Source organism: Devosia yakushimensis, from assembly GCF_030159855.1.
Lineage (GTDB): Bacteria > Pseudomonadota > Alphaproteobacteria > Rhizobiales > Devosiaceae > Devosia > Devosia yakushimensis.
This window is the reverse complement of sequence record NZ_BSNG01000001.1, coordinates 1,015,637-1,032,736: the sequence shown is the minus strand read 5'-3', so window position 1 is coordinate 1,032,736 and position 17,100 is coordinate 1,015,637. Positions and strand designations below refer to the sequence as shown.

At 62.1% G+C, this 17,100-nt stretch carries 18 protein-coding genes; 6 read left to right on the top strand and 12 right to left on the bottom strand.

Annotated features, from left to right (window positions below; all coding sequences use genetic code 11):
- Positions 1 to 45 precede the first annotated feature (45 nt).
- Together QQL79_RS04945 and QQL79_RS04940 are read left to right on the top strand one after the other, a co-directional pair.
- A complete protein-coding gene (locus QQL79_RS04945; protein WP_284388503.1) occupies positions 46 to 1,263 on the top strand; it encodes an MFS transporter in 1,218 nt (405 codons plus the stop codon).
- 106 nt (positions 1,264 to 1,369) lie between these two features.
- Positions 1,370 to 2,623 (top strand): multidrug effflux MFS transporter, encoded by a 1,254-nt coding sequence (locus QQL79_RS04940; protein ID WP_284388501.1) that lies wholly within the window; start codon positions 1,370 to 1,372, stop codon positions 2,621 to 2,623.
- 49 nt (positions 2,624 to 2,672) lie between these two features.
- On the opposite strand, the gene QQL79_RS04935 is transcribed toward QQL79_RS04940, so the two are convergent.
- The 5 genes from QQL79_RS04935 to ttcA all read right to left on the bottom strand — a co-directional run bounded on the left by QQL79_RS04935 (position 2,673) and on the right by ttcA (position 5,865).
- The gene (locus tag QQL79_RS04935; RefSeq protein ID WP_284388500.1) at positions 2,673 to 3,302 is read right to left on the bottom strand and encodes an ATP-dependent Clp protease proteolytic subunit; all 630 of its coding nucleotides are present in this window, start codon (positions 3,300 to 3,302) and stop codon (positions 2,673 to 2,675) included.
- Between the two features lie 38 nt (positions 3,303 to 3,340).
- Entirely contained in the window at positions 3,341 to 3,688 is a 348-nt protein-coding gene (locus QQL79_RS04930) for an SRPBCC family protein (RefSeq protein ID WP_284388498.1), read from the bottom strand.
- Positions 3,685 to 3,999 (bottom strand): ArsR/SmtB family transcription factor, encoded by a 315-nt coding sequence (locus QQL79_RS04925; RefSeq protein WP_284388496.1) that lies wholly within the window; start codon positions 3,997 to 3,999, stop codon positions 3,685 to 3,687. The genes QQL79_RS04930 and QQL79_RS04925 overlap by 4 nt, the downstream gene beginning before the upstream one ends.
- Before the next feature lie 178 nt (positions 4,000 to 4,177).
- Positions 4,178 to 4,996 carry an inositol monophosphatase family protein gene (locus tag QQL79_RS04920; RefSeq protein WP_284388494.1) on the bottom strand — a complete coding sequence of 273 codons (819 nt, stop codon included), beginning with the start codon at positions 4,994 to 4,996 and terminating at the stop codon, positions 4,178 to 4,180.
- Positions 4,993 to 5,865: a tRNA 2-thiocytidine(32) synthetase TtcA gene (gene ttcA, locus QQL79_RS04915; protein WP_284388492.1), complete on the bottom strand. Its 873-nt coding sequence runs from the start codon at positions 5,863 to 5,865 to the stop codon at positions 4,993 to 4,995. The genes QQL79_RS04920 and ttcA overlap by 4 nt, the downstream gene beginning before the upstream one ends.
- A gap of 175 nt (positions 5,866 to 6,040) precedes the next feature.
- Here ttcA and QQL79_RS04910 point away from each other — a divergent pair, with 175 nt between their 5' ends.
- The gene (locus QQL79_RS04910; protein WP_284388490.1) at positions 6,041 to 7,429 is read left to right on the top strand and encodes an SbmA/BacA-like family transporter; all 1,389 of its coding nucleotides are present in this window, start codon (positions 6,041 to 6,043) and stop codon (positions 7,427 to 7,429) included.
- A 211-nt stretch (positions 7,430 to 7,640) separates the two neighbouring features.
- On the opposite strand, the gene rpsD is transcribed toward QQL79_RS04910, so the two are convergent.
- From rpsD to QQL79_RS04885, 5 genes are all read right to left on the bottom strand, one after another.
- On the bottom strand, positions 7,641 to 8,258 hold the full coding sequence (rpsD, locus tag QQL79_RS04905; protein ID WP_284388488.1) for a 30S ribosomal protein S4: 618 nt from the start codon (positions 8,256 to 8,258) through the stop codon (positions 7,641 to 7,643).
- Positions 8,259 to 8,429: 171 nt separating this feature from the next.
- A complete protein-coding gene (locus QQL79_RS04900; protein ID WP_284388487.1) occupies positions 8,430 to 9,668 on the bottom strand; it encodes an MFS transporter in 1,239 nt (412 codons plus the stop codon).
- Between the two features lie 69 nt (positions 9,669 to 9,737).
- Positions 9,738 to 10,547: an RNA methyltransferase gene (locus tag QQL79_RS04895; RefSeq protein ID WP_284388486.1), complete on the bottom strand. Its 810-nt coding sequence runs from the start codon at positions 10,545 to 10,547 to the stop codon at positions 9,738 to 9,740.
- A 56-nt stretch (positions 10,548 to 10,603) separates the two neighbouring features.
- Positions 10,604 to 11,200, bottom strand: a complete 597-nt coding sequence (locus QQL79_RS04890) for a GNAT family N-acetyltransferase (RefSeq protein ID WP_284388485.1) — start codon at positions 11,198 to 11,200, stop codon at positions 10,604 to 10,606.
- A gap of 222 nt (positions 11,201 to 11,422) precedes the next feature.
- On the bottom strand, positions 11,423 to 11,998 hold the full coding sequence (locus tag QQL79_RS04885) for a GNAT family N-acetyltransferase (protein WP_284388484.1): 576 nt from the start codon (positions 11,996 to 11,998) through the stop codon (positions 11,423 to 11,425).
- Between the two features lie 100 nt (positions 11,999 to 12,098).
- On the opposite strand from QQL79_RS04885, the gene QQL79_RS04880 reads away from it, so the two are divergent.
- On the top strand, positions 12,099 to 12,539 hold the full coding sequence (locus tag QQL79_RS04880) for a GFA family protein (protein ID WP_284388482.1): 441 nt from the start codon (positions 12,099 to 12,101) through the stop codon (positions 12,537 to 12,539).
- Here the strand turns inward: QQL79_RS04880 and fabF are convergent.
- Both fabF and QQL79_RS04870 read right to left on the bottom strand, forming a co-directional pair.
- Positions 12,536 to 13,816, bottom strand: a complete 1,281-nt coding sequence (gene fabF, locus QQL79_RS04875; protein ID WP_284388480.1) for a beta-ketoacyl-ACP synthase II — start codon at positions 13,814 to 13,816, stop codon at positions 12,536 to 12,538. The two genes, QQL79_RS04880 and fabF, sit on opposite strands and share 4 nt — an antisense overlap.
- A 29-nt stretch (positions 13,817 to 13,845) precedes the next feature.
- Positions 13,846 to 14,283, bottom strand: a complete 438-nt coding sequence (locus QQL79_RS04870) for a MarR family winged helix-turn-helix transcriptional regulator (RefSeq protein WP_284388478.1) — start codon at positions 14,281 to 14,283, stop codon at positions 13,846 to 13,848.
- Positions 14,284 to 14,403: 120 nt separating this feature from the next.
- On the opposite strand from QQL79_RS04870, the gene QQL79_RS04865 reads away from it, so the two are divergent.
- Together QQL79_RS04865 and QQL79_RS04860 are read left to right on the top strand one after the other, a co-directional pair.
- Positions 14,404 to 15,615 carry an NADP-dependent isocitrate dehydrogenase gene (locus QQL79_RS04865; RefSeq protein ID WP_035098930.1) on the top strand — a complete coding sequence of 404 codons (1,212 nt, stop codon included), beginning with the start codon at positions 14,404 to 14,406 and terminating at the stop codon, positions 15,613 to 15,615.
- A gap of 247 nt (positions 15,616 to 15,862) precedes the next feature.
- Positions 15,863 to 16,987, top strand: a complete 1,125-nt coding sequence (locus QQL79_RS04860; protein ID WP_284388473.1) for an OmpP1/FadL family transporter — start codon at positions 15,863 to 15,865, stop codon at positions 16,985 to 16,987.
- The last annotated feature ends 113 nt before the right edge of the window (positions 16,988 to 17,100 follow it).

Here is a 17,100-nt window from a genome sequence, read left to right as displayed (position 1 = left end):
TGATGTCGCGGGCGTAGATAGGACATCCACGCTGGATATCCGACCATGACCTCATCGGCCCTTCGCCCCGCTGTTCCCCTGATCGCCATTATCATCGCCGGGTGCATCATCGCCGCCATCGGCAATGGCGTGCGAACCAGTTTCGGCCTGTTCACCTTGCCGATGACGGCGGACCTGGGCCTCAGCCGCGAGGGTTGGGGCCTGGCCATGGCCATTCAGAACCTGGCCTGGGGCATTGCCCAGCCCTTTGCCGGCGCCTTTGCCGACCGGGTCGGAACGGCCCGCACCGTGGCCGCCGGCGCCGCTCTCTATGCCCTTGGCGTCGTTCTCATGGCCTTCTCGCCCAATGCGCCAATCATGTACCTGACGGCCGGTGTCATTACCGGCGTGGGCATCGCCGTCTGTTCGTTCAGCGTCGTCATGGCCGCCTTTGGCCGCTCGGTGCCTGCCGAGAAGCGCAGCTTTATCTTCGGCATCGCCACCGCCGCGTCGTCATTCGGGCAATTTGCCTTCGCCCCCATCAGCCAGGGCTTCATCAATGCCTTCGGCTGGCAGACCGCGCTGATCTATCTCGGCGCCATGCTGCTGCTGATCATCCCGCTGTCCTATGCGCTGCGGGGCCGCACCGAACGGCCTGCCGGCCAAGTCGACATGCCGTTCATGCAGGCCCTCTCCCGAGCCTGGGGCCATGGCTCCTATCGCCTGCTGGTGATCGGCTTCTTCGTCTGCGGCTTCCACCTCGCCTTTATCAACGTCCACATGCCCGCCTATCTGGTGCAATGCGGGCTCTCGCCCGATGTGGGGAGCTGGACCATTGCCGTCATCGGCATATTCAATGTCGCCGGCAGCCTGCTCGCCGGCTATCTCGGCGGCCGGGTACCCAAGCAGATCCTGCTGGCAAGCATCTATTTCCTGCGCGCGATCGCCATCGGGCTGTTCATGCTGTTCCCGGTCAGCGAAATCACCGCCTATGCCTTCGCTGCCTCCATGGGCTTGCTCTGGCTGTCGACCGTGCCGCCGACGGCCGGGCTGGTCTCGGTCTTTTTCGGTCCGCGCTATATGGGCATGCTTTATGGCGTCGCCTTCTTCAGCCACCAGCTCGGCTCATTCATGGGCGTCTGGCTAGGGGGCGTGGCTTTCGACCTGACCGGCCATTACGACCTGGTCTGGTATCTGGGCATTCTGCTCGGACTGGGCTCGGCGGCGCTGCATCTGCCGATCAACGAGCAATCGGCGCCAAGCTTCGGCCTGAAGCCGGCCTGACATCGTCATTTGCCGATTGAAGCCTTGCCAAAGCGGACCATGAGGTTCATGGTCCGCTTCACCTTTTTCGCCGCGCGGTCGCTCGCGGTCTCCCCGAGAATCATTCATGTCCGATCATTTTTCGCGGGTTCTGTCCCGCCCTGAATTCATTGCCCTTATGGCCGCCCTGATGGCGCTCAACGCACTGGCCATCGACGTCATGCTGCCTGCCCTGCCCTATATGGGCGAAGCCCTGGGGATCAGCAGCGAAAATGAGCGCCAGTTCGTCATTTCCGCCTATATGATGGGCTTTGGCCTGGCCCAGCTCGCCTTCGGGCCCCTGTCCGATCGCTTCGGCCGCCGCGCGCCGCTGCTGATTGGCATCGTCGTCTACATCATCGCTGCCGTCGCCGCTGTCTTCTCGCCAAGCTTCGGCGTGCTGCTGGCCTTCCGCTTCCTGCAGGGTCTGGGTGCCGCCGGAACGCGCGTCATCGCCACATCCATCGTGCGCGACATGTATTCGGGCCGCGCTATGGCCGAAGTGATGTCGCTGACCTTCATGGTGTTCATGGCCATCCCCATCATCGCGCCAGGCATCGGCCAGGTCCTGCTGTTGACCGGACCGTGGCAGACCATTTTCCTCTTTATGGGTGGCCTCGCCGCCGTCTTTGGCATCTGGGCCTTTTTCCGCCTGCCCGAAACCCTGGCCCTGGGCAATCGCCGCCCGCTGACGGTCAGCGCCATCATCGATGGCTTCCGTATCGTCGTCACCAACCGCGTCGCGTTCTGCTATGGCCTGGCGGGCACCTTTACCTTCGCCGCCCTGTTCGGCTTCATCAGCTCGTCGCAGCAGATCTATGTCGATATCTATGGCCTGGGCGTCTATTTCCCAGTTGCCTTCGCGGCCGTGGCTGCGCTGATGGCGGTCTCGTCCTTCACCAATTCGCGCATCGTCTCGCGGGTTGGCATGCGGCGGCTGTCGCATGGCGCCATGCTGGTCTTCACCGGCATGAGCGCCATCTGGCTGATCCTGGCGCTGCTGAACCTGCTGCCGATCTGGCTGTTCCTGCCAATCCTGTCGGTGATCATGTTCTGCTTCGGCTGGGCCGCCTCGAACATGAACTCGCTGTCCATGGAACCCCTGGGCTCGGTGGCGGGCACGGCCTCCGCCGTTTTCGGCTTCATCCAGACCGTCGGTGGCGCGCTGATCGGCAGCTTTATCGGCCAGCAGTTCAACGGCACAGTGGTCCCCGTTGCCGGCGGCTATTTCGCCATGGGCGTGCTATCGCTGGTCTTCATCCTGATCGCCGAGAATGGGCGCCTGTTCGGCGTGGGCACCGAACACGCCCACACCGATATGAGCCATCACGCCGCTCACTAAAGCGCATGTCTTTATCCCGAAACCGGTAACCACTTTCGGTAGACATGCTCTAATCCTGCTCGGGGCGCGGCAGCGCCTCGAACTCTCCCCGGTCGTGATAGACATGATCGACCAGGCCCCAGTCTTTGGCCTGTTCGGGCGTCATGAAGTGGTCGCGCTCCAGTGCGGCCTCCACCTCCTCATAAGTGCGCCCGCAATGCTTGGCATAGAGATTGTGCATGCGGCGCTTCAGCCGCTGGCTTTCCTCGGCATGCAGCACGATATCGGTGACCTTGCCCTGATAGCCGCCGCTGGGCTGGTGCAGCATGATCGAGGCATTGGGCAGGCAGATGCGGCTGCCGGCCTCCCCGGCCATCAGCAGGAACGAGCCCGCCGACATGGCCATGCCCATGCAAAGCGTGCCCACCGGCGCCTTGATGAACTGCATGGTGTCATACATGGCCAGAGCCGAGGTCACCACGCCACCGGGCGAGTTGATATAGAGGCTGATCTCCTTTTTGGGGTTTTCAGCCTCGAGGAACAGCAATTGGGCGCAGACCAGCGCGGCCATATTGTCCTCGATCTCGCCATTGACGAAAATGATCCGCTCGCGCAACAGGCGCGAATAGATATCGAAAGACCGCTCCCCGCGGTTGGATTGCTCGACCACCATAGGGACGAGTTGCATCATGTCGCGCATCGGCGAACTCCGTTCTGCTCTGAGATTTTGAATAAGGGTTAGGCGGCCAGCATCAGCGGGCCGGCTAGATTGCTATTGGCGGCAACCGGCATCACCACCGGCTCATGGGTCAGCCGGAACCAGGTGCGCCCGTCAGCCATGGGCTTGAGCTCGAAGGTCACGACGCTGTCCTCGGCATCGCCGGCCGCACCCTGCCCGGCCTCGCGCCAGTGATAGCTCAGCGACTTGTTTTCCTCCGCCGCCAGCACGGTCAGATCGAGCTTGCCGCCCGCTTCGGCCTCTGGTGCCAGCCAGCGCTCCAGATATTCCGGGATGGTCAGGGCCCGCCATACCTTTTCCGGCGCAGCATCGAGCGCACATTCATAGATCAAGGCGTCGGTCGTCATTGGTCCATCTCCTTGAGCAGGTCTTTGAGGTGATCGATCCGCTGAGGCCAGAAGGCGCGATGACGCGCCAGCCAGCCATGCAGCGGCGCCAGGCCCGCCGGCTCGATCCGGTAATTGACATAGCGCCCTTCGCGCCGTTCGCTCACCAGCCCCGCCTCGCGCAATACGGCAAGATGCTGGGACATGGCGGGCTGCGAAATGGCAAAACCTTCCCGCAGCTCGGTCGCCGTCATCTCGGCCGTCGCCAACCGCTCGAACACCGCCCGGCGCGTCGGATCAGCCAGCACTTTGAAGATATCGGTTTCGCTCATGCCGATACATAAGCACAGACTTATGAGTCGAGCAAGGGGGGCAATGAGGGGAGGATTTGGGGCTCTCGTTACCCCCACCTAGCCTCCCCCTGACAGGGGGAGGGATCTGCCGGTGGTTGGGGTTGGATCGAGGCCCAGGTGGCAAACGTTGCTCCCCCTATAGGGGGGTATCCCCGCCTCAGTAGGTAAAAACCTCGCGCCGCAGGGCTTCCCAGCTGTCCTTGTCGGTTGCAACGATCAGCCCGCCATCCACGTGATGGGGCAGATAGGGCGAGCCGTCGAGCCGGGCCGCATAGCCGCCGGCTTCCTGCGCCATCAGCGTGCCGGCCAGGTGATCCCAGGGCATCAGCTTGTTGTAGCCCAGGAAATGGGTATGGCCGGAAACGAAGGCGCGATATTCGTGCCCCGCCACGCGGTAATTGGAAACGATCCGCACCTTGGCGAAATTGGCCAGCACGGTCGCGCGGCTTCCCGCCGGCATGAACGCCACCGAGGCGCAGCCCAGCATGTCGGCCAGCGGCGCCGGCTCGGCAACCTGCACCCGCACAGCTTCGCCATCGGGCCGCCGCAGCCAGGTGCCGCTGCCCTTTTCGGCGATCATCCAGTCATCGCCCATCGGATCGTAGATGATGCCCGCCACGGTCTCGCCCTTGGACACCACCGCCGCCATCACTGCGAACAACGGTAGCCCGGCGGCATAATTGGCCGTGCCGTCGATCGGGTCGACCACTACGGCCAGATCGGCATCGGCCAGGGCCGTCAGCAGGGCCGGATCAGCCGCCACCGATTCCTCGCCGACAAACAAAGCCTCGGGCGCAAGTGCGGCAACCTTGGCCTTGATGAAGCGCTCGGCGGCCTCGTCGGCCTCTGTCACCAGGTCGATGGCCGAGGTCTTGATCTTGACCATGCCAGCGTCCAGCCGGCGGAAGCGGGGCAGTATTTCGGCCTTGGCTGCATGCCGCAGAATTCCCGCCAGCGCTCCGATATCAACACTCATAATCCGGTCCTTCGTTCGAACAGCCCTGCAAAATCGAACAATTTCGGATCGAGCATATGGCTTGGATTGATATTGCCCAGCGCACGGATCATCACGTCCTTGCGGCCCGGCATGCGTTTTTCGATGTCGTTCAGCATGGCCTTCATCGCGTTGCGCTCCAGCCCATCCTGGCTGCCGCAGAGGTCGCAGGGGATGATCGGAAAGGCCATGGCGTCCGAAAACCGCTGCAGATCGCTTTCGGCGCAGTAGATCAGCGGGCGCAAGACCTCGATATCGCCCTCGTCATTGAGCAGCCGCGGCGGCATGGCAGCGAGCTTTCCGCCATGAAAAAGGTTCATGAAGAAGGTTTCAAGACTATCGTCGCGGTGATGCCCCAGCACCAGCGCCGTGCAGCCTTCCTCCCGCGCGATGCGGTAGAGATTGCCGCGCCGCAACCGGCTGCACAGCGAGCAATAGGTCGCCCCGGCCGGCAGCTTGTCGGTGACGATGGAATAGGTGTCCTGATATTCGATGCGGCGTGGAATCCCCAATCCGCTGAGGAATTCGGGCAGGATATGCTTGGGGAAATTGGGCTGGCCCTGATCGAGATTGCAGGCCAGCAATTCGACCGGCAACAGGCCGCGCCATTTGAGATCGAGCAGCAGCGCCAAGAGGCCATAGCTGTCCTTGCCGCCCGACAGCGCCACCAGCCACTTTTCGCCCGGCCGCACCATGGCAAACTTGTCTAGCGCCTCGCGCATATTGCGCATCAGGCGCTTGCGCAGCTTGTTGAACTCCACGGTCCGTGGCGCTCCGGCAAAAATCGGGTGCGCACCGGATTCGGCTTCATCGGCCTCGGCCGGGGGGACGGCATCCAAAATGGCGCTCATTGGAACTCTCTGGGAAACTCTCGCGGCAATCTGTGCGTAGCTGATAGCGCCCCTGCCCGCTTGTGGAAAGCAAAACCCGGCCGCCGAACATTACCAAGCTTTAACTTCCCATTCTTGCTTTGGACGTTTTGCGGCAGTTACATGACACACCCTACCGGCACCCTGGAGTCTCGCGGTGTTTCGCTCTTTTTTTCCTGTTCCCAAGATCTTCTTCAGTTCCGCCGCATTGTGGCTGCTTGCGGCCGTGCTGCTGTGGTTCGCCATTGGCGAGCCGATGCGATCCGTCATCAGCATCGACCGCTTCACGCACCCGTCGATTGCCGCACCGGTATCCGATCAACCGGCGGCTACTGATACGGCAGCGCCCGCCCCAGCGGCGGGCACACGACAGACCGACCCTGATGCGCCGGCAAACACGGCAAGCGAGGCCCCGGCGCAGGTCAGCCGCGCGACTGCTGCGGCCGAAGAAGGCTCGAACCTGAACTTCCTGACTGCGGAGCGGGTCTGGCTGTACCAGTATGTTGTAATGATCGCCGTACTCTTTTGCGCATTCTGGTACTTCTACAAGCGCAACGAATGGTATTGGTGGTCTGTCGTTAGCTCGACCGTCATCCTGCTCGTCATCTATTTTCAGGTGCAGGTGCAGGCCTTCGTCAACGAATGGTCCGGCTCATTCTTCAACACCATCCAACTCGCGCTGACACAGCCCGGCTCGGTGACACCCGAAAAGCTTTATGGCCTAACATGGACCATCGTGCTCGTCACCATCCCCAATGTGCTGGTCGCTGTGGCATTGGCTTTTTACACGTCGCACTACGTGTTCCGTTGGCGCAAGGCGATGAACTTCTACTACATGGCCTACTGGCCCCAGATACGCGAAACCGAGGGTGCGGCACAGCGCGTTCAGGAAGACACCATGCGCTTTGCCTCCATCATGGAAGACTTGGGCACGGCCTTCTTCGACTCCCTTATCACCCTCGTCGTGTTCCTGCCTTTGCTCTGGCAGCTATCGTCCAATATCAGCGAACTGCCAATCTTCGGTTCGACGCCGGGCGGACTGGTCTGGGTCGCGCTGCTGGGTGCGGCTGCGGGCACGGCCTTGCTGGCGATCGTCGGCATCAGGCTGCCGGGTCTTAACTTTGCCAACCAGCGGGTGGAGGCTGCCTATCGCAAAGAGCTGGTATTCGGCGAAGACCATGCTGATCGCGCCGATCCGCCCACCATACGGGAGCTTTTTGCAGGCGTGCAGCAAAACTACTTCCGCATGTATTTCCACTATACCTACTTCAACCTGGCTCGATACGGCTACACCAACATGGTGGGTTACGTTCCGCTGGTGGTCATGGCGCCCTCGATCCTGGCAGGCACGCTGACCATGGGGCTTTACCAGCAAATCCAGATTGCGTTCGGACAGGTGTTCAGCTCGTTCCAATTCTTCGCCCGCGCCTGGACCGTAATCGTCGAGCTGCAGTCGGTAATCATGCGTCTGCGCAAGTTCGAGAGCTACATCCCCCAGGATCAAGACCCGATCAAGGTCAGCGTCGGGGATGCAGCGCCCGTCTAGTCTGGCGTTCTGAGGAGCGAGATTGGGTGACTTGCGGCAATCTCCAATACCCCCACCTAGCCTCCCCCTGATAGGGGGAGGGACCGTTCCGTGGTTGTGCCTTTGATCCAGCCCCATCTCTGCGTAGCACCAGCCGGGGCGGCCTGTCGTGCACCCAAACAAAAAGGCCGCCCCGAAGGGCGGCCTTTCCAATTCTGAAATTCGGCTTCGCTTAGCGCGAGTAGAATTCGACGACCAGGTTCGGTTCCATCTGGACCGGATAGGGCACGTCCGACAGCGCCGGAACGCGGGCGAAGGTGGCGGTCATCTTGTTGTGGTCGACTTCGACGTAATCAGGAACGTCGCGCTCGGCCAGCTGGGTGGCTTCGATCAGCACGGCGAGCTGCTTGGAGCGCTCGCGCACTTCGATCTTGTCGCCGACCTTGACCTGGTAGGACGGGATGTTGACACGCTTGCCATTGACCAGGATATGGCCGTGGCTCACGAACTGGCGCGCAGCGAACACGGTGGCAACGAACTTGGCGCGGTAGATGATCGCGTCCAGACGGCTCTCGAGCAGGCCGATCAGGTTCTCGCCGGTATCGCCCTTAACGCGGGCAGCTTCGGTGTAGAGGCGCTTGAACGCCTTTTCGGTGACCGAACCGTAATAGCCCTTGAGCTTCTGCTTGGCGCGCAGCTGCAGACCGTAGTCCGAGAGCTTGCCCTTGCGACGCTGACCATGCTGGCCGGGGCCATAAGCACGGGCATTGAGCGGGGACTTGGGACGGCCCCAGATATTTTCGCCAAGACGGCGATCGATCTTGTACTTGACTGAATGACGCTTCGACATCGCGTATCCTTCTTAACAGTTGAATGGATCGCGCCCTCCTCTGCCATCCCGAGGGATGACCGACAGACCTCAATAATTCAGGAGATCCCGGGTGCGCCTATAGGCCCAAAGGCCCGGATAGGTGGGCGCGTCATAGATGGCGCGGCCACCGAAGTCAAGCCGGCAGAGGGCTCAGGCCATCTTCTTGTCCAGCGTCTTCTGCTCACGCAGGCCGGGGAAAATCTGGCTCCAGATGACGGCGACGGCAATGGCGCCGAAACCGCCAAGCACCACCGCCGGCACCGGGCCAATGAGATGAGCGACCGTGCCAGCGCGGAATTCGCCCAATTCGTTCGACGCGCCAATAAACACCGAATTGACCGCATTGACCCGGCCGCGCACCTCTTCGGGCGTCCAGAGCTGCATGATCGTCTCGCGAATGGTGACGCTCACCATGTCCGATGCTCCCACCAGGGCCAGCGCCGGAATGGAAATCCACACACTCGTCGAAAAGCCGAACACCACGGTAAAGGCGCCGAACAGGCCGACAAACAGGAAGAGCAGCTTGCCGGCATAATTGCGGATCGGAAACCGGGTGAGGAACAGCGCCATGACAATGGCACCGATTCCCGGCGCAGCACGCAGCAGCCCAAGCTCCTGCGGCCCGGCATGGAGGATATCCTTGGTATAGACCGGCAGCAGCGCCACCGCCCCACCCATCAGCACGGCGAACATGTCCAGCGAAATGGCGCCCAGCACCACCTTGTTGGAGAAAATATAGCGGAAGCCCGCCAGCATAGTTTCAAGGCTCGTCGCCTGATGCGATTCCCGCTGCGCGGGCTTCGGGATCAGCAGCACGGAGACCCCCGCGGCCAGGAGCAGCACGCCTGCCGTGGCAAAGGGCACCGCCGGCCCGATGCCATAGAGCAAACCGCCGGCAGCAGGCCCCATAATGGCCGAGAATTGCCAGGCGGAAGCATTGAGGGTGATGGCATTGGAGAGCGCTTCGGAGGGCACGAGATTGGGCGCCAGGGACTGGGCCGCCGGGCCCCAGAAGGCGCGCGCCGTGCCCAGCACGACCAGAATGCCGAAAATCGGCCAAACCTCATGCGCCTGCGCATTAACGAAAACCAGAAAGCCCAGCGCGCAAACCAGCTCGACCACCAGGCAGGCGGTCATGATGAAACGCCGGTTGAAGCGGTCGGCCGTGAGCCCGGTGACCAGGATCAGCAGCAGCGCCGGCAGGAACAGGCATAGCCCCACCAGGCCCAGCAGGAACGCGTTGCCGGTGACGTCATAAATCTGCCAGGCGATCGAGACCGACATGATCTGCACCGCAAAGCCGACCAATAGCGTGGTCAGCCAGAAAAAGCGGAAGCCGATATAGGTGAAAGCGAGACGGGATTTGTCAGTGGGGGCGGGCGTGCTCATGGATCAAGCAGATCGCATGACAAACTGTCGCAGTCAAAGGCGGAACACGCAGATTCGGTTCGCCCCGCATCATTCCGTGTCTGTGTTGCCACCCGGCTTCTGCCGGTTGGGGTTGGGCCGCTGGTGCCGCCGGTCAATCGAGGAGATGACCCCGCGCAGCGTGCGGATTTCCTGGCTGGTGAATTTGCCGCGCTCCAGCATGGTCCGCAGATTGTTGATCACCGTCGGCCGCTTGTCCGGCGCCGTAAAGAAACCGGACTGGTCCAGAGTGGATTCAAGATGTCCGAAAAGTCCCACTAGCTCTTCCCGCGGCGCAACTTCCGCCAGCGCATCGGAGAATGGCAGGGCCGTGCCCGCATCACTGTGCCGGCGCCACTCATAAGACAGCAGCAGGACAGCCTGGGCAATATTGAGCGAAGCAAAGGCCGGCTCCACCGGCAGCGTAACGATGGCGTCGGCCAGCGCCACTTCCTCATTGAGTAGGCCCCACCGCTCCCGGCCGAACAACAGCCCGGCGGGACGGCCGGAGCCGATCTGCGCCGCGAGGTTTGTCGCGGCCTCTTCCGGGCCTAATACGGCCTTCTGCATGTCCCGGGACCGCGCGGTGGTGGCATAGACCAGCGTCAGATCGCTGATCGCCTCTTCCAGTGTTTCAAAGACCCGCACACGCTCGATCACATGATCGGCGCGAGACGCGGCATTGACGGCCTTTTCATTGGGCCAGCCATCGCGTGGCCGCACCAGCCGCAAATCCCACAGGCCGAAATTGGCCATGGCCCGCGCAGCCGTGCCGATATTCTCACCCAGCTGCGGTTCGCACAGGATGATAGCCGGCGTCGGCGCAAGCGTTGGTTTAATCGAAGAATCCGTACCGGCCATGGCGCCCAATCCGTAAAGTCAGGCGCACATATCCCATTTGCCGGGGCAGATGCAAATCAGGCCACGCGATGGCGTGGTGGCAATTCCCGCACTTTGCTTGGGCGTTGCCATTCCCGGTCGAGCACCGCGAAATGCAATTCCTCGTCCCACTCGCCCTGGAACAGGGCATGCTCGCGATAATGCGCCTCAAGCCGCATGCCCAGGCCCTGCATCAGTTTGATGGAATGGTGGTTGCGGCCATCGCATCGCGCATAGAGGCGGTGAATGCGGAAATGGTCGAAAGCCAGGTCGAACAAGGCGCCAAGCGCCTCCCCGGCAAAGCCTTGCCCCGCATAATCGGGGTTGATCACAAAGCGAACCTCGCCCTGCCCCGCCGTTGCGTCGGACCAGTGCAGCGACACATGGCCGATCAACTGCCGATCGCCTTTTCGCACCATAGCCAGGGTCAGCGTATCGCCAGGTCGCTGCAGGCTGACATGGCCCCGCATGACATTGAGCGCCCCCGCCACCTCGCCCTTGTCGCGCGCGCTGCTGACAATATAGCGCTGCACCGACGGCAGGCTGAAATAGGCTCCAAGCGCTTCGATATCGCCGCGTTCAAAGGTTCGCAGCAGCAAACGCTCGGTTTCGATAGGCAGACTCAATGACGACATGATTGCGCTCCCTCCCGCTAGGCATTGCGAGGTTCTCAACGCGAGGGGAGTCGCAGGCGTTCCTGCCGTGCGGTGAAATATTCTACCTCAGAAGATGACCGTGTCCCGGGGCGTGAGCCCGCGTTTAAAGCCTGATGCGAGCGACGCCGGATTGGCCGATAAAATCACTCAATATCAATGCGATAATCGTAAAATATCAATGCGATAATCGTAAAATCTGAATCAGAAGGGGAGGTGTGCGCGGCGCTTTTCCGGCCATTCCCGTTCGAGAATGGCGTAGATGAATTCCTCGTCCCATTCCCCTTTGAACAGGGCGTGCTCGCGGAAATGTGCTTCCCGCCGCATGCCCAACCGCTCCATCAATTTGGCCGAAGCGATGTTGCGGGCGTCGCATCGCGCCATGACCCGGTGCATGCCGCCATCCTTGAATGCGAGATCGAGCAGGGCAATGGCGGCTTCCGTCGCATAGCCGCGCCCCTGATGGTCGGGATGAAAGATCCAGCCGATTTCCGCCTGGCGCGCGGCCAAATTGCGCAGGATAAGGGAAACCTCCCCGATCAGCGTCCCATCGTCCATCAGCTCCACGCCGAGAACAATTTTGTCCTCTTCCTCGACCAGCGCGATCTGCCCGATGCGCTGTTGCACCGCCAGCGCACATTCCTCGCGGCTCAGCGGCACGTCGAACAGGTAGAGGGCGACATCGTCACGGCGGCGATAATCATAGACCGCATCGACATCGCCGCGCGTGAAAGGGCGAAGGCGCAGCCTTGCCGTTTCGAGCGGATAGTCAGGTTGCAACGCCAGCTCCTCCCGTTGACCGCGCGCACTCTTGCGGCTGCGCCGCGCAAAAACAAGGGGGCCCTTGCGGGGATAGCCCGCCCATGCCAGCCTCGGACCCATGAGCAAATCCGAACACCCGATGGTGGACGTGACAGCCGCCTGCGCCTGCGGCGCCGTCGCAATGTCAGTGCGCGGCCGCATCATGGCGATGCTGATGTGCTCTTGCCTCGATTGTCAGCGGGCGACCGGCACCGGGCATTCCAGCGTGGCGTTGGTGCCCGGTTCGTCCTTGACGATTACCGGGCCGACCAGCTCGTTCCAGCGTCCCGCCGATTCAGGCGCCGTCTTCACCCGGCACTTTTGCCCCACATGCGGAACGCCGCTTCATGGGCAATCGTCCCGCGCTCCCGACCTGCGCATGATACCCATTGGCTTCTTCGCCGGGCAAAATGACTGGTTCGATCCCAACCAGCTGATCTTCGCCCGTTCCCGGCAGGCCTGGGACCTAGTGGCAGATCACCTGCCGCGATACCAGACCTACCGGGAGCAGGAACGTTAGATCCGGCCGAACACCAGGCTCGCATTGACGCCGCCAAAACCGAAGGAATTGGAGAGCGCGTAATCGATGGCCTTGGGCTTGGCGACCTTGGGCACGAGGTCGAAAATATCGGCCACTTCCTCGGGGTCATCGAGATTAATCGTCGGCGGCAGGATGCCAGTGCGCAGCGCCTGAACCGAAATGATCGCCTCAATCGCCCCAGCCGCCCCAAGCATATGCCCGGTCGCAGATTTGGTAGCCGACACGGCAAGGTCCTTGCCACGGCCCGGGAACACCGCGGTAATCCCGGCGATCTCGGCATTGTCGCCAACCTGGGTGGAGGTGGCGTGCGCGTTGACATAACCAATCTGGCCCTGATCGATACCGGCCATCTCCAGCGAATTGCGCATCGCTACCTGTGCGCCAGCGCCATCGGGCGAACCGGCCGTGAGGTGGTAGGCGTCGGCCGAGGTGCCATAACCGGCTAGAATAGCCAGCGGTGTCGCGCCCCGTGCCTTGGCATGGCTGAGCTTTTCGATGACCAGCACCGCTGCGCCTTCCGACAGCACGAAGCCATCGTGCCCCTTGTCGAAGGGGCGCGACGCCAGATGCGGCTCGTCATTATACGAAGAACTCAGCGCCCGCGACGCACCGAACCCGCCGATGGAAATGGGGTCCACGGAGCCTTCCGCGCCACCGACAACGGCCACCTCGGCCTCCCCCGTCATGATCAGGCGCATGCCATCGCCAATCGCCTGGGCCGAAGCCGCGCAGGCGGTGACCGGGGCGCCGATTGGCCCCCTGAAGCCATGAAGGATGGAAATCCACCCGGCGGCAAGATTGGCAAGGAACGATGGCACGGTGAACGGCGACAGCCGCCGCGGCCCCTTCTCCTGGATAATCTCGACGGCCCTGGCCATGACGGGCGATCCGCCCACGCCCGAGCCGATAATGGTGGCGGTAGCGGCCTGATCTTCGGGCGAAGTCGGATGCCAGCCAGCCTGGTTCAGCGCTTCGGTAGCCGCGCCGATGCCATACTGGATGAACAGGTCCATCTTCTTGATTTCCTTGCCGTCGATGAAATCAGCGGGATCGAAACCATGCGGCACATCCGCCTTGCTGGGCACCAGGCCTGCAATGCCGGAGGTAAACCCGGTCGTATCGAACCGGTCATTGCGGACGATACCACTCTCGCCGGCCAAAAGGCGCGTCCAGAGCGTGTTCACGCCCACGCCCATCGGGCTGACGGCACCCATGCCGGTGACGACGATGGGATCGGCGGGATCGGGCTTGAGCATTCTGTCTCCTTGGTTTGCGATCGTTTCGGCTAGAGCCGGGAAAGCTGCTGCAGTGCCGTGATGACAACGGCGAAATCGGGGCGGACGAGCGTTTCGCGCAACTCGGCCTGCGATGCCCGCCATACCGGCACCATCTGTGCCACCAGGTCCCGCCCCGCATCGGTAAGCACGCACACCCGGCCATTCACACCCGATGGGCGTGTCGAAATGACGACGCCCTTGGTTTCGAGCAGGTCGAGATTGCGAGACAGTGTCGTGCGGTCCATCGCAATGCTGTCGGCCATCTCGGTCACCGACAGGCCGGGCCGGCTTTGCAGCGACGTCAGGATGGTGAACTGCGCCGCCGTCACGCCGAAGGGCCGCAGCTTACGGTCGGCCCGCCGGGTGATGGCGCGCGCCGCCATCCGCGTATTGAGCACCAGACATTGTGAAAAATCGTCCTGCATGGCCGCGATATAGTCGTGCATATACACGGCGTCAAGCTGGGCAAGCCCCCATGCCGAGCCAACCTTTGCGCTTTTCGCCTGCGATGCTATACGGCTGCCAGCAGGGCCGGAGCGGCCAAAACAGCACTGAGGGAGTACTCTATGAGCAAGATCAAAGTCGCTAACCCGGTCGTCGATCTCGACGGCGATGAAATGACCCGCATCATCTGGCAGGCGATCAAGGACAAGCTCATCCATCCCTATCTTGACCTGCCCATCGAGTATTACGATCTTTCGGTCGAGAGCCGCGACGCGACCAACGACCAGATCACGGTCGATGCCGCCCATGCCATCCAGAAGCACGGCGTCGGCATCAAATGCGCCACCATCACCCCCGATGAGCAGCGCGTCGAAGAATTCAAGCTCAAGAAGATGTGGAAGTCGCCCAACGGTACCATCCGCAACATTCTGGGCGGCGTGATCTTCCGCGAGCCCATCATCTGCAAGAACGTGCCGCGCCTAGTGCCCGGCTGGACCCAGCCGATCATCGTGGGCCGCCATGCCTTTGGCGATCAGTACCGCGCCACCGATTTCCTCTTCCCCGGCAAGGGCACGCTCTCGATCAAGTTCACCGGCGAAGACGGCAAGGTCATCGAGCACGAGGTCTATCAGGCTCCGGGCGCCGGCGTTGCCATGGCAATGTACAACCTCGACGACTCGATCCGCGATTTCGCCTATTCGAGCTTCAATTACGGCCTCGCCCGCGGCGTGCCGGTGTATCTGTCCACCAAGAACACCATCCTCAAGGCCTATGACGGCCGCTTCAAGGATATCTTCCAGGAGATCTACGAGGCCGAGTTCAAGGAACAGTTCGAAGCCAAGAAGATCTGGTACGAGCACCGCCTGATCGACGACATGGTCGCCTCGGCTCTCAAGTGGAGCGGCGGCTACGTCTGGGCCTGCAAGAACTATGACGGCGACGTGCAGTCCGACATCGTGGCGCAGGGCTTCGGCTCGCTGGGCCTGATGACCTCGGTTCTGGCCACGCCCGATGGCAAGATCGTGGAAGCCGAAGCCGCTCATGGCACGGTGACCCGTCACTACCGCCAGCACCAGCAGGGCAAGGAAACCTCGACCAATTCGACGGCTTCGATCTTTGCCTGGACCCGCGGTCTCGCCCACCGCGCCAAACTCGACGACAACGAGGCGCTGGCCAAGTTCGCGCTGACGCTGGAAAAGGTCACCGTCGACACGATCGAAGAAGGCAAGATGACCAAGGACCTCAGCCTGCTCGTTGGCCCCGATCAGCCCTGGCTCTCGACCCTGGGTTTCCTCGATGCGATCGACCAGAACCTGCAGAAGGCCATGGCGTAAGCGCTGGCGCTACAAGCCGGGAAATATGGAAGGGCCGGAGCATTGCTCCGGCCCTTTGCTTGTGCCGTTCCGGCAACAGTGTTGCACCCCTGCGCCAATGACACATTTTAGTCTTAATGCAGCACAGGCGCCGATTGACGGCTTGCCGCAAACAAGATCACCTAGACGTTAACGTCAACTTGGCCGGCAAACGGCTCGGTGCGGCGCGGCGAAAATACGCCGCTTCGTGAATCTGGGAGGATTCCACATGCTACGCAGCCTTATTCGCAGCATCGCGCTGTCAGCAGTGATTGCCCCGGCGACCATCGGCGCGGCCCATGCCGGGGGATTGGAAGCCAATGGCTATAACTGGGACCTGCTGTTCGATCCGGGCACCTATGTCGGCAAGGGTACCGTAACGCGCGTTATCATCGACCATGACATTACCAGTCTTGCCGCGCCGGGTCTGGGCACGGTCGCTACATCGTCCAACCGCACCTATTACAACTTCGCCGCCAAGGCCGATCTGATCGACAACGCCTCCTGCCTGGTTTCGGCGCAAAACCCATGGGGTTCGGGCACGGACCGTCTCCTGCCCTATGCCGCGGCCACCGGCCAGTCGGTCCGCGAACGCATCACATCCAACGATCTTGGCCTGACTTGCGCCTATGGCTTTGCTGTCGGCCCGGGCAGCCTCAGCATCATCGGCGGCGTCTCGGCGCAAAGCCTTGATTATGAAGCCCTGGTTCCGGCCCTGCTGCCCGGCCCGACCCTGGGAACGCTCCCGGTCGAGCTGGACGGGAACGGCTTTGGCTGGCGCATCGGCGCGGCCTATGAAGTGCCCGAAATCGCCCTGCGCGTCAGCGCCATCTACAACGCCGCCATCGACTACGATCTTTCCGGCACATTTAGCGCAGGCCTGCCTGCGGCAGCGAGCGTCACCACGCCCCAGACCTTTGAGGTCAAGGCGCAGAGCGGCATCGCCCCTGGCTGGTTGGTGCTGGGCGGGATCAAATGGGTGGACTGGTCGGCGGTCGATGCGCTGACCGTGACCACGCCCGGCCCCACCTTGACCACGGTGCTCAATTACGAAGACGGCTGGACCGTATCGGCCGGCGTTGGCCACCAGCTGACCGAGGACCTGACGGTTCTCGCCGGCCTCACCTGGGACCGGGGCACTTCACGCGAAAACGGCGCCGGGGTGCTGGCCAACGGCACACAATCCGACCGCTGGGGCGCAAATCTGGGTGCCGCCTACAAGCCGAGCGAAAATTTCGAGCTGTCCGGCGGCGTGTCCTATTCGATGATCGAGTCGGGGACCAATGCACTGGGGGAAACCTGGGACACCGGCAGCGTCCTGGCCTTCAGCTTCAGCGCCAAGGCATCGTTCTAAGACGCGGAAGGCCGGAGCATTGCTCCGGCCTTTGCTTACCCAGCAAGGCCTTGTCATCTTCCAACTATATTTTCACGATCTCTTGAGCGAGCGCCGCGAACCACCATATGCGG